Origin of the sequence: Micromonospora sp. DT233 (assembly GCF_049841815.1) — a bacterium.
Classification (GTDB): Bacteria; Actinomycetota; Actinomycetes; order Mycobacteriales; family Micromonosporaceae; genus Micromonospora.
The window spans coordinates 65,333-91,359 of record NZ_JBNCLB010000013.1 but is presented as its reverse complement, the minus strand read 5'-3'; the positions used below and the strand labels follow the sequence as shown (position 1 = coordinate 91,359).

26 protein-coding genes are annotated in these 26,027 nt (G+C 74.3%); 13 read left to right on the top strand and 13 right to left on the bottom strand.

The features are described 5' to 3' along the window. The first annotated feature begins 9 nt into the window (after positions 1 to 9). On the top strand, positions 10 to 795 hold the full coding sequence (locus tag ACLQ2V_RS22765; RefSeq protein ID WP_425720587.1) for a polyprenol monophosphomannose synthase: 786 nt from the start codon (positions 10 to 12) through the stop codon (positions 793 to 795). A gap of 52 nt (positions 796 to 847) precedes the next feature. Then, a complete protein-coding gene (locus ACLQ2V_RS22760; protein WP_425720586.1) occupies positions 848 to 1,387 on the top strand; it encodes an FxsA family protein in 540 nt (179 codons plus the stop codon). Positions 1,388 to 1,458: 71 nt separating this feature from the next. Here the strand turns inward: ACLQ2V_RS22760 and ACLQ2V_RS22755 are convergent, their stop codons facing one another. From ACLQ2V_RS22755 to ACLQ2V_RS22745, 3 genes are all read right to left on the bottom strand, one after another. After that, positions 1,459 to 1,800 (bottom strand): RNA polymerase-binding protein RbpA, encoded by a 342-nt coding sequence (locus tag ACLQ2V_RS22755; RefSeq protein ID WP_425720585.1) that lies wholly within the window; start codon positions 1,798 to 1,800, stop codon positions 1,459 to 1,461. A gap of 289 nt (positions 1,801 to 2,089) precedes the next feature. Beyond that, positions 2,090 to 3,232: a hypothetical protein gene (locus ACLQ2V_RS22750; RefSeq protein WP_425720584.1), complete on the bottom strand. Its 1,143-nt coding sequence runs from the start codon at positions 3,230 to 3,232 to the stop codon at positions 2,090 to 2,092. Between the two features lie 51 nt (positions 3,233 to 3,283). Next, entirely contained in the window at positions 3,284 to 4,633 is a 1,350-nt protein-coding gene (locus ACLQ2V_RS22745; RefSeq protein ID WP_425720583.1) for an MFS transporter, read from the bottom strand. A gap of 63 nt (positions 4,634 to 4,696) precedes the next feature. On the opposite strand from ACLQ2V_RS22745, the gene ACLQ2V_RS22740 reads away from it, so the two are divergent. From ACLQ2V_RS22740 to rox, 5 genes are all read left to right on the top strand, one after another. Beyond that, entirely contained in the window at positions 4,697 to 5,353 is a 657-nt protein-coding gene (locus ACLQ2V_RS22740; RefSeq protein WP_425720582.1) for a TetR family transcriptional regulator, read from the top strand. Between the two features lie 65 nt (positions 5,354 to 5,418). Further along, positions 5,419 to 6,744: a flavin-containing monooxygenase gene (locus tag ACLQ2V_RS22735; RefSeq protein WP_425720581.1), complete on the top strand. Its 1,326-nt coding sequence runs from the start codon at positions 5,419 to 5,421 to the stop codon at positions 6,742 to 6,744. Continuing rightward, positions 6,741 to 7,565, top strand: coding sequence for an SDR family NAD(P)-dependent oxidoreductase (locus tag ACLQ2V_RS22730; protein WP_425720580.1), 825 nt, complete (start codon positions 6,741 to 6,743; stop codon positions 7,563 to 7,565). The genes ACLQ2V_RS22735 and ACLQ2V_RS22730 overlap by 4 nt, the downstream gene beginning before the upstream one ends. Before the next feature lie 245 nt (positions 7,566 to 7,810). Beyond that, entirely contained in the window at positions 7,811 to 8,293 is a 483-nt protein-coding gene (locus ACLQ2V_RS22725) for a DUF1992 domain-containing protein (RefSeq protein WP_425720579.1), read from the top strand. Between the two features lie 248 nt (positions 8,294 to 8,541). Next, positions 8,542 to 9,969 (top strand): rifampin monooxygenase, encoded by a 1,428-nt coding sequence (rox, locus tag ACLQ2V_RS22720; RefSeq protein WP_425720578.1) that lies wholly within the window; start codon positions 8,542 to 8,544, stop codon positions 9,967 to 9,969. Between the two features lie 68 nt (positions 9,970 to 10,037). On the opposite strand, the gene ACLQ2V_RS22715 is transcribed toward rox, so the two are convergent. Genes ACLQ2V_RS22715 through ACLQ2V_RS22705 form a run of 3 tightly spaced genes read right to left on the bottom strand, consistent with a single transcriptional unit; the run spans position 10,038 to position 15,028 of the window. Next, positions 10,038 to 11,873, bottom strand: coding sequence for a serine hydrolase (locus ACLQ2V_RS22715; RefSeq protein ID WP_425720577.1), 1,836 nt, complete (start codon positions 11,871 to 11,873; stop codon positions 10,038 to 10,040). Positions 11,874 to 11,889: 16 nt separating this feature from the next. After that, entirely contained in the window at positions 11,890 to 13,185 is a 1,296-nt protein-coding gene (locus ACLQ2V_RS22710) for an exo-beta-N-acetylmuramidase NamZ family protein (protein ID WP_425720576.1), read from the bottom strand. Between the two features lie 10 nt (positions 13,186 to 13,195). Next, positions 13,196 to 15,028, bottom strand: a complete 1,833-nt coding sequence (locus ACLQ2V_RS22705; RefSeq protein ID WP_425720575.1) for a glycoside hydrolase family 3 protein — start codon at positions 15,026 to 15,028, stop codon at positions 13,196 to 13,198. Positions 15,029 to 15,129: 101 nt separating this feature from the next. Between ACLQ2V_RS22705 and ACLQ2V_RS22700 the strand changes: the two genes are divergently transcribed. Continuing rightward, positions 15,130 to 16,002 carry a ketopantoate reductase family protein gene (locus ACLQ2V_RS22700; protein ID WP_425720574.1) on the top strand — a complete coding sequence of 291 codons (873 nt, stop codon included), beginning with the start codon at positions 15,130 to 15,132 and terminating at the stop codon, positions 16,000 to 16,002. A gap of 107 nt (positions 16,003 to 16,109) precedes the next feature. Next, positions 16,110 to 16,835 carry a histidine phosphatase family protein gene (locus ACLQ2V_RS22695; RefSeq protein WP_425720573.1) on the top strand — a complete coding sequence of 242 codons (726 nt, stop codon included), beginning with the start codon at positions 16,110 to 16,112 and terminating at the stop codon, positions 16,833 to 16,835. Between the two features lie 84 nt (positions 16,836 to 16,919). Here ACLQ2V_RS22695 and ACLQ2V_RS22690 read toward each other — a convergent pair whose 3' ends face one another. Beyond that, a complete protein-coding gene (locus ACLQ2V_RS22690) occupies positions 16,920 to 17,423 on the bottom strand; it encodes an NUDIX domain-containing protein (protein ID WP_425720572.1) in 504 nt (167 codons plus the stop codon). Between the two features lie 254 nt (positions 17,424 to 17,677). Here ACLQ2V_RS22690 and ACLQ2V_RS22685 point away from each other — a divergent pair, with 254 nt between their 5' ends. Continuing rightward, a complete protein-coding gene (locus ACLQ2V_RS22685; protein WP_425720571.1) occupies positions 17,678 to 18,550 on the top strand; it encodes an SDR family NAD(P)-dependent oxidoreductase in 873 nt (290 codons plus the stop codon). Positions 18,551 to 18,569: 19 nt separating this feature from the next. After that, a complete protein-coding gene (locus ACLQ2V_RS22680) occupies positions 18,570 to 19,043 on the top strand; it encodes a MerR family transcriptional regulator (RefSeq protein WP_425720570.1) in 474 nt (157 codons plus the stop codon). 56 nt (positions 19,044 to 19,099) lie between these two features. Here the strand turns inward: ACLQ2V_RS22680 and ACLQ2V_RS22675 are convergent, their stop codons facing one another. Next, positions 19,100 to 19,903, bottom strand: coding sequence for a class I SAM-dependent methyltransferase (locus ACLQ2V_RS22675; protein ID WP_425720569.1), 804 nt, complete (start codon positions 19,901 to 19,903; stop codon positions 19,100 to 19,102). A gap of 277 nt (positions 19,904 to 20,180) precedes the next feature. Between ACLQ2V_RS22675 and ACLQ2V_RS22670 the strand changes: the two genes are divergently transcribed. Then, positions 20,181 to 20,771 (top strand): maleylpyruvate isomerase N-terminal domain-containing protein, encoded by a 591-nt coding sequence (locus ACLQ2V_RS22670; protein WP_425720568.1) that lies wholly within the window; start codon positions 20,181 to 20,183, stop codon positions 20,769 to 20,771. Positions 20,772 to 20,775: 4 nt separating this feature from the next. Here ACLQ2V_RS22670 and ACLQ2V_RS22665 read toward each other — a convergent pair whose 3' ends face one another. The 5 genes from ACLQ2V_RS22665 to ACLQ2V_RS22645 form a co-directional block, all read right to left on the bottom strand. After that, entirely contained in the window at positions 20,776 to 21,417 is a 642-nt protein-coding gene (locus tag ACLQ2V_RS22665; RefSeq protein WP_425720567.1) for a response regulator, read from the bottom strand. Next, entirely contained in the window at positions 21,410 to 22,573 is a 1,164-nt protein-coding gene (locus tag ACLQ2V_RS22660; protein WP_425720566.1) for a sensor histidine kinase, read from the bottom strand. Before ACLQ2V_RS22660 ends, ACLQ2V_RS22665 begins: the two co-directional genes overlap by 8 nt. Positions 22,574 to 22,575: 2 nt before the next feature. After that, positions 22,576 to 23,271, bottom strand: coding sequence for an ABC transporter permease (locus tag ACLQ2V_RS22655; RefSeq protein WP_425720565.1), 696 nt, complete (start codon positions 23,269 to 23,271; stop codon positions 22,576 to 22,578). 110 nt (positions 23,272 to 23,381) lie between these two features. Continuing rightward, positions 23,382 to 24,284 (bottom strand): ABC transporter ATP-binding protein, encoded by a 903-nt coding sequence (locus ACLQ2V_RS22650; RefSeq protein ID WP_425720564.1) that lies wholly within the window; start codon positions 24,282 to 24,284, stop codon positions 23,382 to 23,384. Between the two features lie 206 nt (positions 24,285 to 24,490). Continuing rightward, on the bottom strand, positions 24,491 to 25,387 hold the full coding sequence (locus ACLQ2V_RS22645) for a TIGR04222 domain-containing membrane protein (RefSeq protein ID WP_425720563.1): 897 nt from the start codon (positions 25,385 to 25,387) through the stop codon (positions 24,491 to 24,493). A 196-nt stretch (positions 25,388 to 25,583) separates the two neighbouring features. On the opposite strand from ACLQ2V_RS22645, the gene ACLQ2V_RS22640 reads away from it, so the two are divergent. Continuing rightward, a complete protein-coding gene (locus tag ACLQ2V_RS22640) occupies positions 25,584 to 25,727 on the top strand; it encodes a hypothetical protein (RefSeq protein WP_425720562.1) in 144 nt (47 codons plus the stop codon). Positions 25,728 to 26,027: the final 300 nt, after the last annotated feature.

The window sequence follows — 26,027 nt, the reverse complement described above, 5'->3', positions numbered from 1 at the left end:
GGAGGAGCGGTGGGCGCAGCGGCAGGGGTGCCGCCCCGGGCGGCGTTGGAGCGGGTGTTGGTGGTCATTCCCACCTATGACGAGGCCGACAACGTGGCGTCGATCGTGGGTCGGGTCAGGGCGGCCGCCCCGCAGGTGGACGTGTTGGTGGCCGACGACAACAGCCCCGACGGCACGGGGGTGGTCGCCGACGCCCTGGCCGCCGCGGACGCGCGGGTGCATGTGCTGCACCGGCCCGGTAAGCAGGGTCTCGGCGCGGCGTACCTGGCGGGGTTCGGGTGGGCGCGCGAGCGCGGCTACGACGCGGTGGTGGAGATGGACGCCGACGGTTCGCACGCCCCGGAGGATCTGCCGAGGTTGTTGGTGGCCGCTGGTGACGCGGACGTGGTGATCGGGTCGCGGTGGTGTCGGGGGGCGTCGGTGGTGGACTGGCCGTGGCGGCGGTTACTGCTGTCGCGGTGCGGGAACCTGTATGCGCGGCTGGCGTTGGGGGTGCCGGTGGCGGATGCCACGGGCGGGTTCCGGGTGTACCGGTTGGCGGCCCTGGACGCGGTGGACCTGGGGTCGGTGTGTTCGCAGGGGTATTCGTTCCAGGTGGAGTTGTCCCGGTTGGCGCATCGGGCGGGGGCGCGGATCGTGGAGGTGCCGATCACGTTCGCGCAGCGGCAGCGGGGGGCGAGCAAGATGAGCCCGTTGATCGTGGTGGAGGCGTTGTGGCGGATCACGGTGTGGGCGGTGCAGGACCGGTGGGGGTGGCGGCGCGGCGTCGCCGCCGGTCGGCTGCGTCGGCGGTGAGTGGCGGCGTGTCATGCTGGGTGGGATGACGTGACGGGCCGAGGGGGGTCGGATGCGCCGAGGACTGAGGTTCGTGCCGGTGGCCGCGCTGGCGGCCGCGCTGGTGGAGTTGGCGGTGTTCGTCGGCGTCGGCCGGGCGATCGGGTTCGGGTCGGCGGTGCTGCTGGTGTTCGCGGCGTCGCTGCTGGGGCTGGTGCTGCTGCGTCGGGAGGGTATGCGGGCGTGGCGGGGGTTCCGGGCCGCCGCGCAGGCCGCCCGCCCGCCGGGGCCGCAGGTCACCGACGGGCTGGTGGGGTTGCTGGGTGCGTTGTTGTTGGCCGCGCCGGGGCTGGTCAGCGGCGTGTTGGGGGCGGCGTTGCTGGTGCCGCCGGTGCGCCGGTTGGCCGGTGTCGGGGTGCGTAGGGCCACGGAGCGGCGGGTGTCGTCGATGGTGGCCGGTGACCTGTTCGGGCCGCGGGTGGTGCGGGTGCGTCGCGGGGCTGCCGAGCCCACGCCGCCGGCAGCGGGTGAGCCGGCCGCGCCGGCGGCGGCGCCGACGTTGGTCGACGGGGGTCGTGCCATCGAGGGGGAGATCGTCGAGCCGGGCCGCTGACGGGCTGCCACGAGCAACGCCCCCGGGAGGTGGACTCCCGGGGGCGTTCGTGCTGTGGTGCGGTGTGGGGTTCAGGCGCGGCCGCGGCGGGTGCGGATCTCCTGGAGCCGTTCGGCGAGGATCTCCTCCAGCTCGGCGATGGAGCGGCGCTCCAGCAGCATGTCCCAGTGGGTGCGCGGGGGCTTGGCCTTCTTCTGCTCCGGTTCGGTGCCGTCGACCAGCCGGGCGACGCTGCCGTCGAACTTGCATTCCCAGGTGGTGGGGACCTCGGCGTCGACGGCGAACGGCACCTCGAACTGGTGGCCCTTGGCGCAGAGGTACTCGCGGGTCTGACGCGGCGCGAGCTCCGTGTTGCGGTCGGATTCGTAGCTGACCGCCCCCAGACGGCTTCCGCGCAGCATACGCTCGCCCATGATCGACTTCCCCTCGTTCGTGGTGCTGGTCTTCTCGTGTAACGGTCGGTGTCGGCCGGGTCATTCCCCGTGGCGCAGGTGAGCGCACGGCACGGCCGCCGCCTGGCAAGGGTAGCCGGCCGGGGCACCCACCCGGCGGCGTCGCCCGGCCGGGGCGTCGGTGGGGGTGTGCGGCGGTTCACCCGGATGATACCCAACCCGGCGGTGTGCGGCTCCGCCCGCCCGCCGCCGCGCCGGGAAACGGCCCCCGCCGCAAGCCCGGCCGGCCGGTGACGGGCGGCGGGGTGGGTCAACGCGGCGGGGCGCCCAGCCGGGCCAGGGCGGCGGCCAGGTCGCTGACCTGGTCGACCAGTTGCGCCGAGCGGCGCTGCGCGGCGTCGCGTTCGGTCTCGGCCGCGCGCAGGCGGGCCTCCAGCTCACCGGCGCGGCCCTCGACGGCCGCCGCGGCCTGCCGGGCCGTGGCGAGTTCACCGGTGAGGGCGTCGCGGGCGGCGTCGACCTCGGCCAGTCGCGCCGACAGCGCCGCCGCCTCCTCCCGGGCGGCCTGCGTCGCGGCCCGCGCCACCTCGGCGTCGCGGCGGGCGTCGAGGGCCTCCCCGCGCAGCCGGTCGGCCAGCTGGCGGGCCTGGGTGGCCTCGGCGCGGGCGGCGTCGGCCCGCTCGGCGGCCCGGTGGCCCTCGGCGCGGGCCCGCTCGGCGTCGGCGTCGGCCGCCTCGGCGCGGCGGCGCGCCGCGTCGGCGGCGTCGGCGGCGCGGCGGGCGTCGGCGCGGGCGACGTCACGTTCGGCGGCGGTGTCGGCGGCGCGCTGCCGGTCGGCGTCGCGTTCGTCGCGTACGGTGCGCAGCTCGTGGCGGGCGGCGTCGCGGTCGCGTTCGGCCTGCACCCGCAGCGCCTGCGCCGCGCCCGCGTCGCGGCGGGCGGCGTCGCGGGCGGCGTCGGCGTCCTCGGCGCGTTGCCGGTCGGCGGTCGCGTCGGTCTCGGCTCGTTCGGCCCGGGCCCGGGCGTCGGCGGCGGCGTCCTCGGCGCTGCGGGCCTGCTGGCGGGCGCGGGTGGCCGCCGCCGCGGCGTCCTCGGCGTCGCGGCGGGCCTCGTCGCGTTCGGTGTGTGCCTGTGCCAGCTGCGCGGTGCTCTCCGCGCGTAGCTGGGTGAGCTGCCGTTCCACCCCGGCGGGGGAGAGCTCGGCGTGCAGGGCCTCGGTGAGGGTCTGCACGATCTGGTCGAGCCGGTCCACCGCCTCCCAGGTGCGGGCCACCTGGCCGGGTAGGCCCGGTGCGCTGCGGTGACGCATCCGGCTGTTGCGGGAGTCCCGCTGGCAGGCGCCGTCGTTGTCGCGGCAGTAGCGAAACGGTCGGCCCGCGCCGGCGCGCTGCGGCACGTCGCGCCCGCAGTGCGCGCAGGGCCGGGTCTCGGCGGGGGAGGTGTCGGCGTCCATCGTGGCGGAAGTCTAGCCACGCCCCGGCGGGTCGGGTCTCGGCGCGGCGGGTCAGCCGGCGGCGCGGGCCGCGCCGTCGAGGGTGTAGCGGCGTTGCGCCAGCAGCGCGGCGCACATCAGCGCCGCCGGCAGCAGCCCGAAGCCCCACCGGATCGCGGTCAGCGCCGCGTCGGGCTGGGTGACCGCCTCGCCGCCGGCCGAGGCGACGAAGCCGCCGGCGGTCAGGCAGAGCGCGTACGCGTAGGGGCCCAGCGCCGCGCCGGTGGCCTCGGTGGCCGTCCACACCCCCGTGTAGGTGCCCGCGCCGGTGGCGCCGGCGGCGCGGATGACGTCGGGCACCATCGCGAACGGCAGCAGTTGCATCCCGGCGAAGGACACCCCGAGCAGCGCCACGGCCGCGACGAGGACGGGTAGGCCGGCGGGGAGGCCCACGGCGAGCACCAGCGACCCGGCGGCGAAGGCGCCCTGCGCGGCCAGCAGCGCCCGCTGTTTGCCGACGCGGCGGGCGACGGCCAGCCAGCCGGGGGTGACCAGCAGCGCGGGAGCGACGAACGCCGCGACGAGCACGGTGGTCAGCGCCGGGCGGCCCAGGGCGTACTGCGCGTAGTAGGGCACCCCGGCCAGCACCAGGTGGGTGGTGGTGGACATGGCCAGGTAAGCGGCGACGAGCCAGCGGAACTGCCGGTCGCGCAGGGCGGCGGTCAGGGTCCGCCATCCGCCCGCCGGTGCCGGCGGGGCGGTGGTGCCGGCGGCGGAGCGCAGCCGGCCGATGCCGGCCACCCCGATGAGCATCGCCGCCCCGGTGGCGGCGGCGAGCAGCAGTCCCATCCGTTGGTAGCCGGCGCGGGTGGCGGTGTCCCCGCCGGTGAGCAGCGGCGCCAGCAGCCCGGCGGCGAGGATGCCGGCGGTGAGGACCACCATCCGGAACGCCATCAGCCGGGTTCGTTCGTGGTAGCCGATGCGCAGGTCCGCCGGGGTGGCCAGGTAGGGGACCTGGTAGGCGGCGAAGAGGAGGTTCCCGGCGACGAAGCAGAGCGCCACCCAGCCGGCGGCGGGCGCGCCGGTGAGTCCGCCGGGGACGGCGAAGAGCGCGGCGAACGCCACCGGCAACAGGCAGCCGGTCAGCAGCAGCGCCCGCCGGTCGCCGCGGCGGGCCAGTTGCACGTCGCAGCGGTGCCCCACCCAGGGGTGCAGCAGCACGTCGGCGACCTTGGGGGCCAGCAGCGCCAGACCGGCCAGCCATGGGGTGACCGCGAGCACGTCGGTGAGGAAGTACAGCAGCAGCAGCCCGGGGACGGTGACCCAGACGCCCATGCCGAGTGAGCCGGCGGCGAAGCCGATCAGCGGCCCGCGGGGCAGGCCCACGTCGGCGGCCGGTGCGGCGGTGTCGCGTGCGGTCATCGTCTGCGTCCTTCCGCCGGCACACCGTCCCAAATCCAACGGTCGCTGGATTGTAGGGGGACAATGGTGGCTGTGACCACACCCCGCCGTCGCCCGGGTCGGCCCCGGCGCTGTGAGACCCGGGACACCCGCGAGGCGGTGCTCACCGCCGCGACCGCGCTCTTCGCCGCCCGGGGCGTCGACGCCGTGGGGCTGCGGGAGGTCGCCGCCGCCGCCGGCGTCGACGTGGCGACGGTCTCCCACCACACGGGTACGAAGGCGCAGCTCTACGACGCCTGCTTCGCCCGGGTGTTCGCCGCCGAGCGGGAGGCGTTGCAGGCCGCGGCGGGGCGGGCCCGCGCCGCGCTGGACGCCGGCGCGCCGCAGGCCCTGCGCGCCCTGCACGACCTGCTCGACGTGTTCGTGGACTTCCTGGAGGACCGGCCGGAGACCACGGCGTTGTGGTTGCGCCGCTGGTTGGAGCCGCCGCGGCACGCCGAGCTGGACCAGCGTTACGCCGCCCCGCTGTACGACCTGGTCGAGCGGTTGCTGGTCGCGGCGGCGGCGGGTGGGGCGTTGGTGGAGCCGACCCCGCACGTCACGGTGCGCAGCCTGGTGTGGGCGGTGCACGGGCACGTGGTGGCGTTGACCGCCGAGGGGACGTCCCCGGCGCGGGAGCGCCGCGAGTTCCGGGCGTTCGCCCACCGTCTCCTCGACGCCCTCTACGGTCCCGCCGCTTGACGGGCCGGTCCGCCGGCCCGCATATTATCCAACGCATGTGGGATTAGGTGTCGGGAGGGGAACGCATGGGCACGCCACCGCGCGTCGCGGTCGTCGGGGCCGGCGCCGCCGGCCTGGCCACCCTCAAGGCCCTCGCCGACGCCGGCGTACCCGCCGTCTGCTTCGAGGCCACCGACACCGTCGGCGGCCTGTGGGTCTACGGGTCGCCCGACTCGCCCGCCTACCGCACCCTGCACCTGAACACCAGCAAGTCCCGCACCGAGTTCGCCGACCACCCCATGCCCGCGCACTGGCCCGATTACCCCGACCACGAACTGGTCGCCGGGTACCTGCACGACTACGCCCACCGCTTCGGCCTACGCGACGCCGTGCGGACCGGTCACACCGTCACCGCCGTCACGGCCGGCGACGACGGCCGCTGGACCGTGCGGGCCACCGGCCCGCACGGCGAGGTGACCGTCGACGTGGAAGCGGTCGTCGTGGCCAACGGCCATAACCGGGTGCCCCGGCTGCCCGAGCCCGGCTACCCGGGCCACTGCGCCGCCGAGCAGCTCCACAGCCACGACTACCGGGGCCCCGAGCAGCTCACCGGCCGGCGGGTGCTGGTCGTCGGCGGCGGCAACTCCGCCATGGACATCGCCGTGGACGCCTCCCACACCGCCCGGTCCACCCTGCTGTCCCTGCGACGCGGGGTGTGGGTGGTGCCGAAGTACCTGCTGGGCCGCCCCTCGGACACCCTCAACGGGGCCCTGGCGCGGCGGCTGCCCTGGCGGGCGCGGCAACGCATCAGCCAGGCCATGCTCGCCGCGACCGTCGGCCCTGCGGCCCGCTACGGGCTGCCCACCCCCACCCACGGTTTCCTCCAGGACCACCCCACCCTCTCCGACGGGCTGCTGTCGCGGCTCACCCACGGCGCCGTGCAGGCCCGCCCCGGCATCGCCGCGTTCCACGACCACCGGGTCGAGTTCACCGACGGCCGCGTCGACGACGTCGACCTCGTCGTCTGGTGCACCGGCTACCGCGTCGCCATCGACTTCCTCGACCCGGCGCTGCTCGGCGCCGGCGCCGACACCCTGGCGCTGTACCGGCACGTGTTCCACCCCGACGCCCCCGGCCTGACGTTCGTCGGGCTGATGCAGTCCACCGGGGCGGCGTTCCCCCTGGTCGAGGCCCAGGCCCGGCTCGTCGCCGCGCACCTGGCCGGCCGGTACGCGCTGCCCGACGCCGCCGCGCAGCGCGCCGCGTGCCGCGCCGAGCTGCGCGCCGCCACCGCCCGGTGGGGGTCCCGGCGCCCGGCCATGCGGGTCGACTTCGACACCTACCTGGCCGAGTTGGGCCGGGAACTGACCGCCGGCGCCCGCCGGGCCCGCGCCGCCGGGGCGGCGGCGTGAGCGCGCTGACCGGCCGGCGGGTGCTGGTCACCGGGGCGCGGGGCACCTTCGGCCGGCACCTCGGCGCGGCCCTGAGCGCCGCCGGCGCCCACGTCGTCGGCCTCGACCTGCACCCCGACCCGGCCGCCGCCGTGCCGGTGCTCGGCGTCGACCTGACCGACCCGGCCGCCGCGCCCGCCGCCGTGCGGGCCGCCGTCGACCGCCTCGGCGGCCTCGACCTGCTGGTCAACAACGCCGGCGTCGGCGGGCCCGCCCCGGCGGAGCTGCCGCCCGACGACACCGTGCGCCGGCAGATCGAGGTGAACCTGCTCGCCGCGTGGCACACCACGGCGGCGGCGCTGCCCGCCCTCGTGCCCGCCCACGGGCGGGTGATCTTCGTGGCGAGCCGGATGGCCGTGCTGCCCCTGCCGCTGGCCGCCGCGTACGGGGTCAGCAAGCGGGCCCTCGTCGCGTACGCCGACGCGTTGCGCCTGGAGGTCGGCACCCACGTCGGGGTCAGCGTGGTCTACCCCAGCATGGTGGCCTCACCCATCCACGACACCACCGTGCGCGCCGGGCTCTCCCTCGACGGGGTGTCCCGACCCGAACCCGTGGCGGGCGTCGTCGCCGCGATCCTGCGCGCCGCCACCGCCCGCCGCGCCCCACGCGACGTGGCCACCACCGGCCGGGGGCGCCTGGAGCTGGCCCTGGCCCGGCACGCGCCCGCGCTCGCCGACCGACTGGTGCGGCGTACCGTCGCCGCCCGGGTCGCCGCCGGTGGTTTCGACGGCGCGCCGCTGGCCGCCGGTCTGGTCCGACGCCACCGCGACCCCGCCGGCTGACCACTCCGGCGCACCGCGCGACCGAGGGCGGGGCGGGCCGCGCCGAGGCCCGGCGCTGGGCCACACTACGCAGATGTCGGTCCTGCTGCGGGTCCCCGCGACCGCCCACCGTCCCGAGCTGCTGCTGCGCCCATGGTGCGACGCGGGTGTGAATGGTGCGACGCGGGTGTGACGGGAATGCCCGGCGGCCACGCGACGCTGCCCTCACAGGGCAGGAGGGTACGGCGGGTGCGGGGGTGACGACGGTGACCGACAGGTGGGAAGCGGCGGCGGAGGCGCAGATCCGCGCCGCCCAGGACCGCGGCGAGTTCGACAACCTGCCCGGCATGGGCAAGCCGCTACCGGGGCGCAACACCCCCTACGACGAGTCGTGGTGGATCAAGAGTTTCCTGGAGCGGGAGAAACTGCCCGGCGACCTGCTGCTGCCCACCCCGCTGCAGCTGCGCCGGCGCATCGAACAGCTCCCCGACGAGGTGCGTTACCTGCCCACCGAGGAGTCCGTGCGGGCGTACGTGGGGGAGCTCAACGCCCAGGTCGTGGCCTGGCTGCGCAACCCGACGGGCCCGCGGATCGCGGTGCGGCCCGCCAACGCCGACGAGGCCGTGCAGCAGTGGCGGGCGATGCGCGCCGCCCCGGCCCCGGCCGCCGGGCCGCAGCCGGACCTCGCCGACGCCCCGCCGTGCCGCCGTCGGGCCCGGTGGCGGTTCTGGCGTCGCCGCGACCGCTGACCCCGCCCGCCGCGCCGCACCGCCGCCGCCGCAGAAACGACAACGGCCTGCGGAAACGACAAAGGCAAGGAGCTCGTCGGCTCCTTGCCACCTTCAACATATAGCGCACCGGGGGTCTTGCCGCAAGACCCGGGTCGTGGCGCAGACTCTCCAGCCGACGCCGGAACCCGCGCGGATGTGGGGATCCGCGACGCGTACCCGGTGGTGGGCGCGCGGTGGACGTGGCGTCGTCGAATGGGGGGCTTTTCGTGATCGACGTGATCGTGGTCGGCGGCGGACCGACCGGTTGCATGCTGGCCGGTGAGCTGCGGCTGCACGGGGTGGACGTGCTGGTGCTGGAGAAGGACACCCAGCCACCGGCGTACGTGCGGGCGCTGGGTCTGCACGCGCGCAGCATCGAGGTGCTCGACCAGCGCGGCATCCTGCAACGGTTCCTCGACCTCGGTAAGCAGTACCCGGTCGCCGGGTTCTTCGCCGGCATCCCCGCCCCCGCCCCGCAGGGGCTGGACACCGCGCACCCGTACGTGCTGGGCATTGCGCAGCCGGTCACCGACCGGCTGTTGGCGCAGCGCGCCACCGAACTCGGCGCGCGGCTGCGGCGCGGCGGCGAACTGGTCGCACTCGACCAGGACGACGAGGGCGTCACCGCCGACCTGGCCGACGGCACCCGGCTGCGCGCCCGTTACCTCGTCGGCTGCGACGGCGGGCGCAGCACGGTGCGCAAGCTGCTCGGCGTCGGCTTCCCCGGCGAACCCACCCGGGTGGAGACGCTGCTGGGCGAAATGCGGGTGGACGTGCCGGCGGAGACCGTCGCCGCCGTGGTGACCGAGGTCCGCCGGACCCAGAAACGCTTCGGCCTCGGGCCCGTCGAAGACGGGCTGTACCGGGTCGTCGTGCCCGCCGACGGCGTGGCCGCCGACCGGGCGGTGCCGCCGACGATCGAGGAGTTCCGGCGGCAGCTGCGGGCGGTCGCCGGCACCGACTTCGGGGTGCACTCACCGCGCTGGCTGTCCCGCTTCGGCGACGCCACCCGGCTGGCCGAGTCCTACCGCCGCGGCCGGGTGCTGCTGGCCGGCGACGCGGCGCACATCCACCCGCCGACCGGTGGGCAGGGGCTCAACCTGGGCATCCAGGACGCGTTCAACCTCGGCTGGAAGCTCGCCGCGCAGGTGGCCGGCTGGGCGCCGCCGGAGCTGCTGGACAGCTACCAGGCCGAACGACGACCGGTGGCCGCCGACGTGCTGGGCAACACCCGCGCGCAGATGCACCTGCTCTCCCTCGACCCGGACGCCCAGGCGGTGCGCCGGCTGCTGACGGAGCTGATGACCTTCCCCGACGTCAACCGGCACCTCACCGAGAAGATCATCGGAATCGGCATCCGGTACGACTTCGGGGCGGGCCACGACCTGCTCGGCCGGCGGCTGCGCGACGTGCGGCTGCGCCGGGGCCGGCTCTACGAGCTGACCCACGCCGGCCGGGGGTTGCTGCTGGACTCCACCGGGCGGCTGTCGGCGGCGGGCTGGGCCGACCGGGTCGACCACGTCGTCGACGTCAGCGACGAGCTGCCCGCGCCGGCGGTGCTGCTGCGCCCCGACGGGCACGTGGCGTGGGTCGGCGACGACCAGCGGGACCTGGCCGACCACCTGCCCACCTGGTTCGGCGCGCCCGCCGTCTGAACGCGAAGCCGTGGGGCGGTGCGACGGGGCGGCGCGGCTGCCGAGCGCGGGGCGACCGGGCGGCCGGGTCAGCTGCGCGCCGGCGACCAGCCCTGCGCGGCGAAGCGGGAGGCGTCGGCGCCCTCGCCGTGGAAGAGCACCCCGTGCCGGTCCGCCGCGACGACCCGGTCGACGTAGACGCCCCGGCCCTGCCCGGAGCCGTCGGTGCTGCTGGCCCACCGCAGGTGGGTGGCCCCGTCGGGCAGCGCCACCGACACCTGCCACCACACCCGGCCCCCGTAGCCGGTGACCGTGCCGTCGGCGCTCCACCGGCGGTGGGCGTCGCCCAGCCGCATTGTCGCCGGCGCCCAGGTCCGCCCGCCGTCGGCGGAGACGTCGAAGCGGACGGTGTCGAAGCGGGGTTCGGTGTCGTACCAGAGCAGGAAACTCGCCGTCGCGCCCCGCGCCGGCCGGCGCAGCGGCGCGGTGAGGGTGCTCGTCGTGGCGTCGCGCGGGTCGGCCCGCCACGCGGCGGCCGTACGGGGGCGCACCGGCATCGCCTCGGCGAGGTCCCGGGCGACGGCGCGGCGGGCCACGTTGTTGCTGCCCCAGCCCCGGTCGGGGTGCACCCGGTTGCTGAGCATGATCACGAACGAGTGGGACAGCGGGTCCACGACAATGGATGTGCCGGTGAAGCCGGTGTGCCCAAACGCCACCGGCGACGACAGCCCCATCATGTACCAGTGCTTGTTGAGCTCGAAGCCGAGCCCACGGTCGCTCTCCGGGTTGGCCTGCTCCAACGCCGCGTTCTCGTTGACCAGCATGGCCCGCACCGTGGCCGGGCGCAGGATCCGCCGACCCCGGTACTGGCCGCCGTTGAGCAGCGACTGGCACAGCACGGCCAGGTCCGCCGCCGTGGAGAAGACCCCCGCGTGCCCGGCCACCCCACCGAGGGACCAGGCGTTCTCGTCGTGCACCTCACCCCAGACCAGGCCCCGCCCGGCGTACGGCTGGTACTCGGTGGCGGCGATGCGCGCCCGCCGCTGCGGGTCGGGGTTGTAGCCGGTGTCGGTCATGCCCAGCGGCCCGGTCACGCCGTCGGCGACCAGCTGCTCCAGCGGCCGGCCGGTGACCCGCTGCACCAGCACCCCCAGGGCGATCAGCCCCAGGTCGGAGTAGACGTACTGGCCCCCCGGGGTCGCCCCGGCGGCCAGCGGCGTGGCCAGCGCGGCGGCGAAGCGCTCGGCGGGCGTCGGGTAGCGGCTCCACAGCGGCGTGAACGCGGGCAGCCCCGAGGTGTGGGTCAGCAGCATCCGCACGGTCACCGCCGCCTTGCCGCCGGCGGCGAACTCCGGCACGTACCGGGCGACCGGGGCGTCCAGCGCCACCCGCCCCCGTTCCACCTGCTGCATGGCCACGATCGTGGTGAACAGCTTCGACACCGACGCCAGGTCGAAGATGGTGTCCGGGCGGGCCGGGATCCGCTGCTCGGGGGGCAGTTCCACGCCCGTCAGCTCCGGCGGCGGGCCGACGGAGGCGTACCGCACGGCGTCGCCCACGGCCGCGTGGGACACGACCACCCCGTCCTTGGCGGCCAGGACCACCGCGCCCGCGTACGCCGGGTGGTCGGGGTGGTCCGGGGTCGGCCGCAGGTACGCGGCCAGGTCGGCGGGGAGGCGGTCGACCTGCTCGGGCAGCAGCCCCACCTGCCGGGCGGTGCCGGGGCGCAGCGTGTCGCGGCGGAAGTCGATGTCGGCGGGGCTGACCGTGGGCGGCCCGGACCCGGCCGGGCCGGCCGACGACCCGGCCTGGTCGGCGGGCAACCCCGGCCGAGCCGGGTCGGCGGTCGCCCCGGTCGCGGGCAGGGTGGTGCCCGCCACGGCCAGGACCAGGGCGAACGCGAGGCGACGCAGCGGACGACGCATGACCCGACTCCTTCGGTCAGTACAGCAGGTAGGGCCGGCGGCGCCGGTGGAACGCGGCCAGCTCCTCGGCCCACGCCCCCACCACGTCGTCGACGTCGGCGCCGGCGTCGATCTGGGTCCGCAGGCGCGGCGACCCGGTGAGCTTGTCGATCCAGTACGGGCGCACCGTGTCCCACGCGTCGCGCCGCCAGGCGAACGCCGGGTACTTGTGGGCCTCCACCAGCATCGCCACGCCCGCGCGGATCGGGTCGAACACCGCCGGGTCGACGACCTTGACCTCCACCCCCGCGCAGGGCTTGTTGAGCAGCGCCGGCTTCTGCCCGGCCGACGTCGGCGAGAAGTACGCCTCCCGGAACTGCACCCCCGGCAGGTTCCGGGCGTTGAGCCGGTCGGACCAGTGGTAGTCGAAGTCGGTGTCCAACCCGCCGATCAGCTCGAACGGGCGGGTCGTGCCGCGCCCCTCGGTGATCGACGCGACGCCCTCGAACAGGCCGGTGCCCGGGTAGACCAGCGCGGTGTCGACGGTGGGCATGTTCGGGCTGGGCATCACCCACGGCACGCCCGTGTCGGCGGCGAGGTCGTCGCGTTTCCAGTTGCGGCACCGCACCACGTGCAGGTCGACCTGCCGCCCCGCCTCGGCCGGCAGGAACGTGGCGTTGAAGAACCGGGCCAACTCCCCGACGGTCATCCCGTGCTGCTGGATGATCTCCTTCAACCCCACCCCCGACGTGTACGGGGTGGTCATCATCGGCCCGTACGCGCGCCCGCCGATCGGGTTGGGCCGGTCCAGCACCACGTAGCGCCGGCCGACCTTCGCCGCCGCGACCATCGACGTGTACATCGTCCAGATGTAGGTGTAGAAGCGCACCCCGACGTCCTGGATGTCGAAGACCACCGTGTCCACCCCGGCCTCGGTGAACATCGCCTCCCACTTGGCTCCGGTGGCGCCGTAGGCGTCGTAGACGGTGATGCCGGTGCGGGCGTCGACGCCGTTGCCCTCGCTGCCGCCGGCCTGCGCCGACCCCCGGAAGCCGTGCTCCGGGCCGAACGCCGCGACCAACTCGACCCGACCCGAGCCGTGCATCAGGTCCACCAGGTGCCGGTACGCCGCGTCGACGCCGGTGGGGTTGGAGATGACACCCACCCGCTGCCCGGTCAGCTCGGCGAACCCGGAGGAGACCAGCTCGTCGAGGCCGGTGCGGACCCGCCGGCCACGCCCGGCGGCCGCCGCCGGTGCCGCCGCGCCGCCGATCACGCCCGCCCCCAACGCCGTGGTGCCGACCGCGCCGGCAAGGAAGTTCCTGCGCTGCATCTGTTGCCTCCTACCAGCTCAGACCGTGGCCGTAGGGGTAGAGCACCGTGCCCGGCCCCTGCGCCGTGGGAATCGTGACGGGCAGCCGCCCCCGCGGGGACAGCTCGCCGTGCAGCGCGCGCACCAGCGCGTCCATCGCCGCCCGGGTGTACGAGTAGGTCGCCAGGTAGGTGTCCACGCCCGGCAGGTACGCGATGTCGTACGGGTCGCGGACCGCCACCACGACCACGGGTCTGCCGGTGTCGACCAGCGCCGCGACGAGGCGCCGCTGGGTGGCGCGCGGGTCGGTGCCGGCGGTGTCCCACGCCTTGTTCACCAGCACCACGGTCAGGTCGTGGGCGGCGGCCTGGGCGGCGGTCGCGGCGATCGTCGCGTCCGAGGGCAGCGTCGCCGGCCGGGCGGTGGCCCGCGCGCCGCGCACGGTGAACCCGTCGGCGACCGTGGCGATCGGGGCGAAGGCGGCGCTGTCCCAGCCGGTGACCAGCACCGACCGGTCGGCGCGCGGCAGCGGCAGCAGGCCGGCGTCGTTGCGTACGGCGGTCAGCGTCGGGTCGGTGACCGCCGCGACGGCGGCGAGGTGCGCCGGCGCGCCGACGGTGCGCACGGCCCGGTCGACGTCGACCAGCGGGGAGCCGGCCAGGCCCTGGCGGTACTTCAGGGCGAGGATGCGGCGCACCGAGGCGTCGATGCGGCGTTCGGTGAGCTCGCCGGTGGTGACGGCGCGCAGCACCGCGTCGCGGGCCAGCGCCAGGTTCGGCGGCATCAGCAGCTGGTCGGCGCCGGCCTTGAGCGCCAGTACGGGCACCCGCTCGTCGCCGTACTTCGCCCGCACGCCGGCCATGTTCAGCGCGTCGGTGACGATGACGCCCTGGAAGCCGAGCTCGCCGCGCAGCACCCCGGTGAGGATCGGCGGCGACAACGTCGCCGGGTCGCCGGAGGGGTCGAGGGCGGGGACCACGATGTGCGCGGTCATGATCGACTCGACGCCGGCGGCGATCGCCCGCCGAAACGGCGGTGCGTCGATGCGGTCCCACTCGGCGCGGCTGTGGTCGATCACCGGCAGGCCGGTGTGGCTGTCGGTGGCGGTGTCGCCGTGGCCGGGGAAGTGCTTCGCCACCGCGCTGACCCCGGCGTGGTCCTGAAAGCCGGTGACCTGGGCGGCGGTGAGCGCGCCCACCAGGGCGGGGTCGGCGCCGAAGGACCGCACGCCGATCACCGGGTTGGCCGGGTCGACGTTGACGTCGGCGATCGGCGCGTACGGCTGGTGCACGCCCACGGCCCGCAGCTCCCGCCCGGTGATCTCCGCCGCCGTGCGGGCGGCCTCGGCGGAGCGCGCCGCGCCGAGCGCCATCGAGCCGGGGAACTGGGCGGCGGGGGAGGGCATCCGCACCACCGTGCCCTGCTCCTGGTCGGTGGAGATCAGCAGCGGCACCCGGCCCTTGGCCCGGTCGCCGAGGGCGGCGCGTTGCAGCCCGTTGGAGAGGGTGGCGATCTGCCGGGGGGTGTCCAGGTTGTGCGACCAGGAGAAGTAGCAGACCCCGCCGAGGTGGTACCGGTCGACGACCTCGGCGGGGGTCTCGACGCCGAACGCGGCCCGGTTCGCGGCCCGGTCGGCGGCCGTGGGCTCGGTGGCGTCGCCGCCGTAGACGTAGGTGGCGAAGAGCTGGCCGACCTTCTGCTCCAGGCTCATGTGCCGCAGCGTCGAGGTGACCCAGCCGTGTTCGCCCGCCCCGGGCCGCGCCGGTGCGGCGGCGACAGGGGCGGCGGCCTGGGCGGGCAGTGGGGCCAGCGCGGTGGTCAGGGCGGCCAGCCAGGTGGTGGCGGCGGCGAGTCGGGTCTGCATGGACGGCGACCTCCCAGTCCGGGTGGCTGAAACTTAGCTACACATCGATGCCTCGTCAAGAAGCTAAGCTTCGAGGTCCTGGTCGTGCGAAGAGGGACGTCATGAAACTGCTCGTGTACGGCGCCGGGGTCACCGGCAGCCACTTCGCCGCCCGCCTGCACGAGGCCGGACACGACACCACGCTGCTGGCCCGGGGGGAGCGCCTGGCCGCCCTGCGCCGCCACGGCGTGCAACTCGCCGAGGCCGACAGCCCGAGCGTCCGGCGGGTGCCGGTGCCGGTGGTCGCGCACCCGGCCGACGGGTACGACCTGATCGCCGTCTGCGTCCGCGCCCATCACCTGGACGCGGTGCTGCCGTCACTCGCCGGTGTCGACGGCGACGTGCTGTTCCTGCTCAACTGGGCGGCCGGCGCGCAACCGCTGGGCGCGGTGATCGGCCCCGAGCGGGTGCTGCTCGGCTTCCCCTCGATCGCCGGCACGATGGACGGCGACGTGGTGCGCCACCGCGCCCCCACCCTCATGACCCGGCTGGCCCCGATGCCGATCGGCGAACCCGACGGCCGCACCACCGCGCGACTGCGACGCATCGTGGGGGCGCTGCGCGCCGCCGGGATCAACGCCAGGGCCGAGCCGCGCATGGAGTCCTGGCTCAGGACGCACGCCGCGTTCGAGGTGCCGCTCGGTCAGGCGGTGCACGCGGCGGGCGGCCCGGCGGCGCTGGCCGACGACCCGCAGGCCGTCCGCGACATGGTCCGGCGGATGCGGTGCCACCTGGCCGCCCTGCCGACGCCGCCGGTGCCTCGGGCGTTCGGGGCGTTGCGGACGCTGCCGGAAGGGCTGCTCGTGACCGTGCTGCGGCGCTTCCTGCGCAGCTCCACCGCCGCGCAGAGCGCGCTCGGCAGCACCTCGCCCGCGACGGCGGCCGAACTCGATCGGCTGGCCGAGCAGTTGCGCGCCGACGCGCCGGTCCGGTAGGCGATCAGCGCGGACCCACCCCCGGCATCAACTGGTGTTCACGCTGGTGGGCGCGCCCTCAGGCGTCGTCCTCGGCACCTGAGACACCCCTACCGGACACTGGGGTCATGCAGACCGTCGCGCAGTTGACCATCGTCCGTCACGGGCAGAGCGCCGCCAACGTCGCCTTCGCCGACGCCCACGCCCGCGGTGTCGCCGAGCACGGCCTCACCGGCCGCGACGCCGACGTCGCACTGTCGCCGCTGGGCTGGCACCAGGCCACCCAGCTCGGCCGCTGGCTCGCCACCCGCCCCATCGACGAACGCCCCGAACACGTCGCCTGCTCCCCCTACCTGCGGGCCCGACAGACCTGGACCCAGGCAGCCGACACCGCCGCCTCCCTCGGCGTCACCCTGCCGCCGGCCGACCTCGACGACCGGCTGGTGGACCGGCTCATGGGCGACCTGGAACTGCTGACCCCCGGCATGATCGCCGAGCGGTTTCCCGCCGAGGCGGCCCGCCTCACCGCCGACGGCCTCTACGCCTACCAACCACCCGGCGGCGAAACGTTCGACGACGTCGCCATCCGGGTCCGTGCCGTCCTGACCGACCTGAACACCCGCCACCCCGGCCGACGGGTATGGGTCGTAGCCCACGACGCCGTGGTCGCCGCCGCCCGCCACATCCTCGACGAACTGCCGTTCGTCGACCTCGACGCGATCCTCACCACCACCCCGATCACCAACACCTCACTCACCCGATACACCCACACCGACGGCCACCTCGACCTGGTCGAATTCGCCGCCACCGCCCACCTGACCGAAGAGGACCACCATGCCCCCCTCATCCGATGACACGCCCCTGCCGGGTCGCCTCGACACCCCCGCTCCCGACTGCCAGCAGATCCACCGCAGGTGTGTGCTCGCACCCGGAACTTGCTAGAGGCCGAGTTGGACCGGCTGGTCCGGCGTCCCTGCGGTGAGAAGCGCTGTCAGCGGTGTGGCGAGGTCGCGGGGCGAGAACAGCTCAGGTCCCCGGTAACCGGCGATCTCCGAGAGCTGCCACCACCGGAACGCGGCCAGGTTCTCCGCGGCGAGTTGGTCGTCTGTCAGCTCGCCGCGGGGCTGGAAGTGCTTCGCGCGGACGAGGAAGTAGTCGTTGATGATGCCGTCGAAGCCCGGCACGTGGCCGGCGTCCACGACTTCCTGGTGCCAGACGTGGGGTGGGTCGGCGGTGATCGCCAGACCGGTCTCCTCACGCAGCTCACGGCGCAGAGCCGTCAGCCGGTCCTCACCGGCTTCGACGCCGCCGCCCGGGGCAGCCCAGACGACCTTTGCCTGCTGCGGCACCACCGGGTGAGGAAAGACGAACCGGCAGAGCAGGATGCGGTCGTCCTCATCAAGGATGATCGCGCGGACGGAGCGGCGCAGGTGCGGCGTCATGGCATATCCGACGCGGCGGAGAGACGGATGACGATCGACATCGCCGCAGAGTATCAACGGCTCGCTTGCACCTCAGTCGGTCAGGCCGCCGGCCGGGGCACGGTGTCGGCTGGATGCGGCAGCTAGGACAGCGCTGCCGCAAGGTCGGTAGCGGCCTCATGCGCAGCAGCAGCCCGTCAGCCGGACCGCTCGGCCCCTCCCGAGCCTGAGCGCGGCTTGCCTTCGAGCGCGCTCGAAGCTCTAGCGTCCAGGCCGTGACCACGACGAACGGGACGAAGACATGGATCATCACGGGCGCGAGTTCGGGCCTCGGCCTAGCGCTCGCCGAGGCGGCACTCGCGGCCGGCGAGCAGGTGATCGGGACCGCGCGACGGGCCGACCGGTTCGACGGGCTCACGGCACGGTACGGAGATCGGTTCCTCGCCATCGCGCACGATGTGCGCGACACGGCGGGAGCGGCCGCGGTCGTGCAGCGGGCGCTGGAGGTGTTCGGGCGCGTCGACGTGCTCGTCAACAACGCCGGCGCCGGACAGGTCGGCGCCGCCGAAGAGATCGAGGACGCCGCGCTGCGGGCCATGCTCGAGCAACACCTGTTCGGCCCGGCCGCCTATGTGCGTGCCGTGCTGCCCCACCTGCGGGAGCGTCGCTCGGGTGCGATCGTGCAGATGAGCAGCCAGGGCGGGCGGATGTCGTTCCCCGCCGTCGGCAGTTACTCCGCCGGCAAGTTCGCGCTTGAGGGTTGGTCGGAGGCGCTCGCGGGCGAGGTCGCACCGTTCGGCATCCGCGTCCTCATCGTCGAGCCCAGTCGCTTCCGTACCGCGTTCAACGCCACCGACGTGCTCAACACCGCGCCACGGAGCTCGATCTACGACGAGGCCGTCGGTGCCGTGCGCGCGAACATGGCCGAGGCCGACGGCATCCAGGAGGGCGACCCGGTACGCGCCGCCCGGGTGATCCGCGACATGCTCGACACCCCCGACGCGCCGCTGCGGCTTCCGCTCGGCGCCGAGGCGGTTCGCAATCTCACCCGCGTCTACCGTGGTGCGCTCGACGACGTCGAGAAATGGGCGTCCGTGAGCGAGTCGGCAGACTTCCCAGGCTTGCCGCCCGCGGTCCGTGCGTTCTGATCGCCGTACGCTGTGGGCCATGGCCACTGAAGGGCTGATCGGACGCATCCTCGCTGCCAGCGACGGGCCGTCCTCGTCGGTGATCGACGCGCTGCACGAGCTGCTCGACGACGCCACGATCGAGGCCTCGGCGGCACACTTGGGCATCGCCGAGGCCGCCCGGCTTGTCGGGCTGTCGACGCATGCCCTCCGGTACTACGAGCAGGAGGGACTCGTGCGGCCCGCTCGCAACGCCTCCGGGTACCGCGAGTACTCCGCGGTGGACCTGCGCCGCCTCGTCTTCCTCACCCGGATGCGCCTGTCCGGCATGACCATGACCGACCTCAAGCGCTACATCCTGCTCGTCGAGCAGGGTCCGAGCACCATCGCGGAACGTCGCCGCATCATGCTCGACCAGCAGGACCGAATCACGCGGCGGATCCGCGAGCTCGGGCTGGCGCTGGAGACCACCGACTACAAGATCCGCGTCTACGGAGGACACCCGGAAGGCTGACGCCCACCCGCCACCCAGCGGGTCGGCAGAGGCCTGGTGCCGGCTCGGCAACACGTTCAGTCCGGCGCGGAGACGGCGATGGAAAGGACATGGCTGCTGGCGCCGAGCAGGCTCGGTTCGTCCTCCACGCCGCGCGACATCTCCAGCAGCAGGGCGGTCAGGTCCGGGCTGGCCAGGATCTCCTCCAGTCGTGGCCCCGTCATCCACAGCGGACCCTCGACCGCGACCCGCCGCCGCAGGACGAGCCCCGCTTCCGTCACCTCACCGGTCAGCTCGTCAGGGTGGTGGAAGTAGGCGCTGGTGAACCACGTCCGGTCGGCGTCGACGTTGTGGTGCACCCCGTCGGCCAACGCGCGCTCGACCAGCGGCCGGAACCGGGCGTCGCTGAAGTAGTCCTTGACGAAGCCGTCGAACAGCGACGCGAACCGGCTGATCGTCGCGCCCACGACCACGCCTCCCGGGCGTACGACACGAGCCGCCTCCCGCCACACGGCAACCCGATCAGCTCGCTCCGGCAGGTGGTACAGCGGCCCGAGCAGCAGGACCGCGTCGACGCTGTGCTCAGCGGCAGGCAGCGCTCTGGCGTCGCCGAGCTCGGCGGTCACCCCAGGCCGGGCCGCCGCCTCCACCACATGCTCGGGCAGGGGGTCGACGACGCGTACCTGATAGCCGGCCTGCGCCAACGGCCCGGCATACACGCCGGTGGCGCCACCGACGTCCAGCACCGTCGCGGGCGCGCCGGGTAGCACCCGGGTCAGGACATCCCAGGTACGCAGGAACTCCAGCCTGCCCTGGCCGGTGGCGAGACGAGCTCGTTCGCCACCACGCCGGTAGTAATCCATGATCTCCGGGCTCAACACCCGACAGATCGTGCACCCGTCGACCAGCGGTAGGCAACCGATTACCGCCCTCGCGCCGAGCCCCGGCACCGGCCCGTACGTCCATCCGACCCCGGCCCACGGACCGAAGCCCCCTTCGGGTGGACCAGAGAGCCACCCGACGCCGTCGCGCGCATAACTGTCATTATGGTGTAGTGACCTTATGCCCCTTTTGTGGGCCCGCATTGCTGGATTAGCGTTACCAGTAATTCAATAATCGGCGGTTGCCGGATCGGCGGCGGGCTGGCACCCTCAGGCGATGACACCGGCCGACGGGGAAGACGTGCGCGCCGCGCTCGCCGAGTTGAACCGCGCGCTCGGCCCACAGACCGCCCGGGACTGGACGGCGCTGGCGGGGTCGCTGGAGTGGGACTGCCGGACCACCGCCGCGCACATCGCCCACGACCTGCTCGCGTACGCCGGTCAGGTGGCCGCCCGGCCCACCGACGGGTACCTGCCGTTCGACCTCGTCGTCCGCCCCGACGCGGGCCCCACCGAGGTCCTGGCCACCGTCGCCGCCTGCGGCGGGCTGCTCGCCACGGCACTGGATGCCGCCGACCCGGCTCTGCGCGCCTGGCACTTCGGCCCCTGCGACCCGACCGGCTTCGCCGCCTTGGGCGTGGCCGAGATCCTGCTGCACACCCACGACGTCACCCGGGGCCTGGGCGTCGCCTGGCAGCCGCCCCCCGCGCTCGCCACCACGGTGCTGGCCCGACTGTTCCCCGACGCCCCGGCCGGCCCACCACCGCAGGTGCTGCTCTGGACGACCGGGCGGGCGGAGCTCGACGGGCGGCCCCGCCCCACGTCCTGGATCTACCGGGCCCGGGTGGACACCTGTGCTGGGGCGTGAGCTGTCAGTCTCTGTCCACGGTGAGCAGGCCCCGCCGGAACGCCTCGGCGACGGCCGCGGCTCGGTCGTTGACGCCGAGCTTGGCGTAGATGTGCAGCAGGTGGCTCTTCACGGTTGCTTCGCTGATGAACAGCTTCGTGGCGGCCTCGCGGTTGGTGGCGCCGTCCGCGACGAGTTTCAGGACTTCCAGCTCCCGGGCGCTGAGCGCGTCGACCGGGGTACGCACCTGACCGAGCAGCCGGGTGGCGACGGACGGGGACAGCACCGCCGCGCCGCGCGCGGCCGTGCGGATGGCGTGGACGAGTTCGTCGCGGCCGGTGTCCTTGAGCAGGTACCCGGTGGCGCCGGCCTCGATGGCGGGCAGCACGTCGCGGTCGGTGTCGTAGGTGGTCAGGACGAGGACGCGGGCCGTGACACCGACCCTGACCAGCTCTTTGATCGCGGTGACCCCATCCATCACGGGCATCCGCAGGTCCATGAGGATCACGTCCGGGCCCAGCACGCGGGCCAGGTCCACGGCCTGCGCGCCGTTGGCGGCCTCGCCCAGCACCTCGAACTGCGGGTCGCCGTGGAACATCCCCCGGATGCCACCCCGCACGACGGGATGGTCGTCGACGATGAGCAGCCGGATCGGCGGGTCACCCACGGGTCACCGCCGGGACACTGGCCGAGATCGCGGTGCCGGCGCCCGGCGCCGATTCGATCTCCAGGGTGCCCGCGAGGCGGTCCACGCGCCTGCGCATCGAGGTGAGGCCGAAGCCACCACCGTCGCGGACCCGCGCGGGGTCGAATCCGACGCCGTCGTCACGCACGTCCAGCCGGGTGACGTCGTCCATGTAGGAGAGGGTGAGCCCGACCCGGGACGCGCCGGCGTGCCTGGCCGCGTTGGCCAGCGCCTCCTGCGCCGTACGCAGCAGCGTCTCCTCGATCTCCGGGTGCATGGGCCGGACCGTACCAGTCACGGTGAACTCGGCGGTTGCCTCGTTGCGCTCCCCCCACGCGGTGACGACTGCCCGCAGCGCCTCGTCCAGCGGCGCGGCCGCCAGCTCTCCGGGGCCGACGGCGTGCACGGAGCGGCGGGCCTCGGCGAGGCTGTCGCGCGCCAGCCGGACCGCGATGTCCACGTGCCGCTGCCAGTCCTCGCTGCGCCGCGCCGCCTGCAACTGGGTGATGATGCCGGCCAGGCCCTGACCGAGGGTGTCGTGGATCTCGGCGGCCATGCGCTGCCGCTCGTCCAGGACACCCGCCTCGCGGGCCTGGACCAGCAGCTGGGCGTGCAGGCCGGCGTTCTCCCGCATGGTGGCCTGGAGCTGTTCCACCAGGCGGGTGCGCTCGGCGCTGCGCTCCATGGTGATCTCCCCGAAGAAGCTGAACATCGCGACCCCGCCCACGATCGCCGCGGTGAAGAACAGGAAGGTGAGGATGCCCGACGGGGTGGCCTCGGGCAGTCCGCCGCCGTAGGTCGTCACGCTGATCGCCGCGGTGGCGCTGACCCCGACGAAGCGCCAACGGCCCCGCAGGTACCACCACGAGTGCAGGTAGCCGACGAAGCCGAAGAACGCCGCGAACCACGTCCCCTGCGTGCACAGCAGGCCGATCAGCGCCACCAGCCCGGCGACGTAGACCGGGCCGCGCGGCACCAGCCACAGCCAACCGACCGCGACTGCGGCCAACGCGAGCATCGGCCACGGCCGTTCGCCCGTCACCAGGCAGAGGGCCACGGAGACCGCCAGCAGCACGTACGGCGTCGCCGCCAGTTGCCGCTGCTGCAGCCGCTCCCACCGGTCCAGCCGTTCCGTCATGGTCACTCCCAGCGAAAGAACCTGGCCGCCACGGCGCTGATCGCGACAGCATAGGCAGCGAGGACCCCGAGTAGGACCGGGTTGGGCGTGCCGTCCGCCCACACCTGGTGCATGCCCTGGCGGAAGGCACCGAGCGGGGTGTATTCGCCGATGCGGGCGAGTAGTCGCGGCATCTGGCTGGTGGGCTGCATGAGCCCGGCGAGGTAGGCCATCGGGAAGTACAGCAGCACACCGACGCCGTTGGCGGTCCGGCCGTTGCGGGCGAGGGCGGCGATGAGCAGGCCGACGGCGAACATGGCGCCGGTGCCGAGCAGGAACGTCACCGCGACCGACCCCACGGCGGTGGGCAGGTGGGCGTCGAGGACGGTGCCGGCGACCGCGATCAGCAGCGCACACGTGGTCAGCGTCAGCACCAGTTGCAGTGCGACCTGGACGGCGAGCAGGTTCGCGGGCCGCACCGGCGTGGTGGACATTCGGCGCAGGATGCCCCGCTCACGGTAGGTGGCCAGGGTCGTCGGCAGCAGGTACAGCCCGACCAGTCCCACGGCGATCGCCAACGCCATCGGTAGGAGCACGGTGTCGCCCGGCTCGATGGAACTGCCGAACACCACCAGGATGAACAGCGGGATCAGCAGCGCGAAGATCGCCCCGGGTTCCCTGGTCAGCAGTTTCACTTCGACGACGGCGAGCTTCTTCATGATCGTCATTCCTTCGCGGTTCGAGACAGGGGGACGGAGGCACTGACGCCGTTCGCAGGTCGATCGGCGCGACGGCACGAGCCGGAGCCCGGTCGACCTGGCGAACGGCGTCAGTCGAGGGGCCGGCCGGTCAGGGCGACGAACGCGTCGTCGAGGGTGCGCTTGTCGATGCGCAGGTCGCTGACCAGTACGTGGTGGCGGGCGAGTTGGCCGGTGACGGCGGTGGCGAAGTCGCCCCGGCCGGTCACGACGACGCAGTCCCCGGTCCTGGTCACCCTGGTCACCCCGGGCAGGCCGGCCAGGTCGACCAGCTCACCGGCCATGAGCGTGAACCGCATCTCATGGTCGGCGTCGATCTCGGCGACGATGCCGGCCGGGGTGTCCAGCGCGACGATCCGCCCCCGGTCGAAGATGGCGGCGCGGTCGCACAACTCCTCGACCTCGTCCATGAAGTGGCTGACCAGGACGACGGTCACCCCGGTCGCGCGGATCCGCTTGATCAGCGCCCAGGTGGCGCGGCGGGCCTGCGGGTCCAGGCCGGTGGTCAGCTCGTCCAGGAACACCACCCGCGGGGTGCCCACCAACGCCAGCGCGATGAACAGCCGCTGCTTCTGCCCACCGGAGAGCTTGCCGAACCGGGTGTCGCGCTTGTCCTGCAGCCCCCATTCGTCCAGCAGCTCCCGCCAGTCACGTGGTTGCGGGTAGAACGAGGCGTACAGGTCCAGCGCCTCCCACACCTTGAGGTTCTCCGGCAGCTGCGTGTGCTGCAGTTGGACGCCGATCTGCTCGCACAGCGCGCGCCGGTTGCCGACCGGGTCGAGACCGAGCACCCTGATCGACCCGCCGTCGGGCCGGCGCAGGCCCTCCACGCACTCCACGGCGGTGGTCTTGCCAGCACCGTTCGGGCCGAGAATGCCGAAGATCTCGCCCTCCTCGACACTGAACGAGACCCCGTCCAGCACCGCCAGATCCGCGTACCGCTTGCGAAGGTCCCTGACCTCGATCACTGCCATGCCTCAATCATCTGGGCCCGGCGCGTCGTCCGAATCGATCCGCCAGCTACGCCGGAACTCGAATGCTGCTGACCCGAAAATCCGCCACCTGGTTGATGCGCAGGCGACAGCGGCCGCCCTCGTGGCGCCCACGCCCGCAGCGTGAGCAGGAACGACGCCGCAGCGGCATACCGGAGCGAGCCGGGCACGATGCCCGTCGAGTCGGGCTACGGCCGGTGACTGCGCCCGCCGGGGGTCTCCGCACGGGGCGCCGAGCGGCGCTCGTCGCGCGCGGCCTGCCTCGGCGTCGGCGGTCGGGGGCGGTCGTCGACCACCCCGACCAGCTCGGCGAAGCGCGGGTCGACGGCCAGCAGAGGCCGCGCCCCGTACAGGGCCATGGCGGTGAGCAGGTCGTCGGTGCCGCGGTCGCTCCACACCGGCCGCCGCTGCGGGTCGAGGGCGGCGTGGGCGCGGCGGGCCCGGCGCAGCAGCCGGCGGGCGGCGGCCCCGGTCTCCGGGACCTCGCTGAGCCACCAGCCGACCAGCAGGGTCACCCCGCAGCCGAGCAGCAGGCCGACGACGGAGGCGGGCCCGCCGGCGGCCCGCGACAGCAGGGCGCTCTCGACCAGCCGCAGAATTCCGACGGCGGCGACGGCGAAGAGCGGCACCGCGCCGAGGGCGACGCGGCGGCGCTGCCAGCGGGTCAGCAGCCACCCGTCGCGCAGCAGGCCGGCGACCAGCCGGCGCAGCGCCCGGTTGACGCCGGGGTCGGCCAGCACCGCCGCCCAGGTCTGCGGAGTGCGCACGGCGGCGTGCACCGCCCGGATCAGGGGCGCCGACCGGGGCGGCGGCCCGGCGACGGCGACCATGGTGGCCAGTGCCGCCGGCCGTAGCGCGTCGGCGCGGCGCAGCGCGGCCGCCGCGACCTGGCAGGCCAGCACCGCCCGGTCGGTCAGGTACGCCAGCTCGACCGGCCCCGGCTCGCCGCCGCTGGTACGCCGCCCGGTCAGCTCCCGGACCGCCAGGGCGACGGCCAGCGCGGCGACGACCGCCGCGACGTACTCCAGCAGGAACAGCGGACCGTCGATACCCCAGAGCACGTGGTCGAGTATGGCCGGTCTCATCGGCCGGTGGTGCACCGCGGTGGCGTCATGCTCCGCACGACCTCGTCGGCGTGCGCGGCGTCGCGCGAGTGTGGTTCTGCTCGTTCTCGCCTCCGTCCTAGCCGTGGCCGGTGCGCCCGCTGCTGCGCAGGACCGACAGGGCGAGCCAGATCCTGCTGCCTCGTCCGACCTCTTCCGCACCGACGAACGAGGTGCCTTGGCGAGGTTGGCCCTGGCGAAGTCGAGCCCGCCGCAGACCATGGCTGCCATCGTCTACGCGGACATCAACTGCTACAACGTTCCCACCATGTATGTGAAGGACAAGGGGTGGGGGGTCGACGCCCAGGCCAACAGCAACTAAAGGTCTTCCGGGACCTGTTCATCGACGGCCAGTGGTGGAAGACCACGACGAACTGGCCGTACACCTCGTCAACCGGGTCGTGGAGCACGCCGACCCCTGATCCGCAAGCGGCACATGCTGTGGGTAACGGCGTACTACAAGGCGACCAACGGGTACATCGGCCGGGCCACCGACTACTGCGACATGTAGTCAGCGGCCGGCGCGGCGCCCCGACCGATGCGCGATGGGAGCGAGGATGATCGACGAGAACCCCGCTAACGCTCCGACTCCGCGTTGCTCATGTCCGCCGACGCCAGTGAT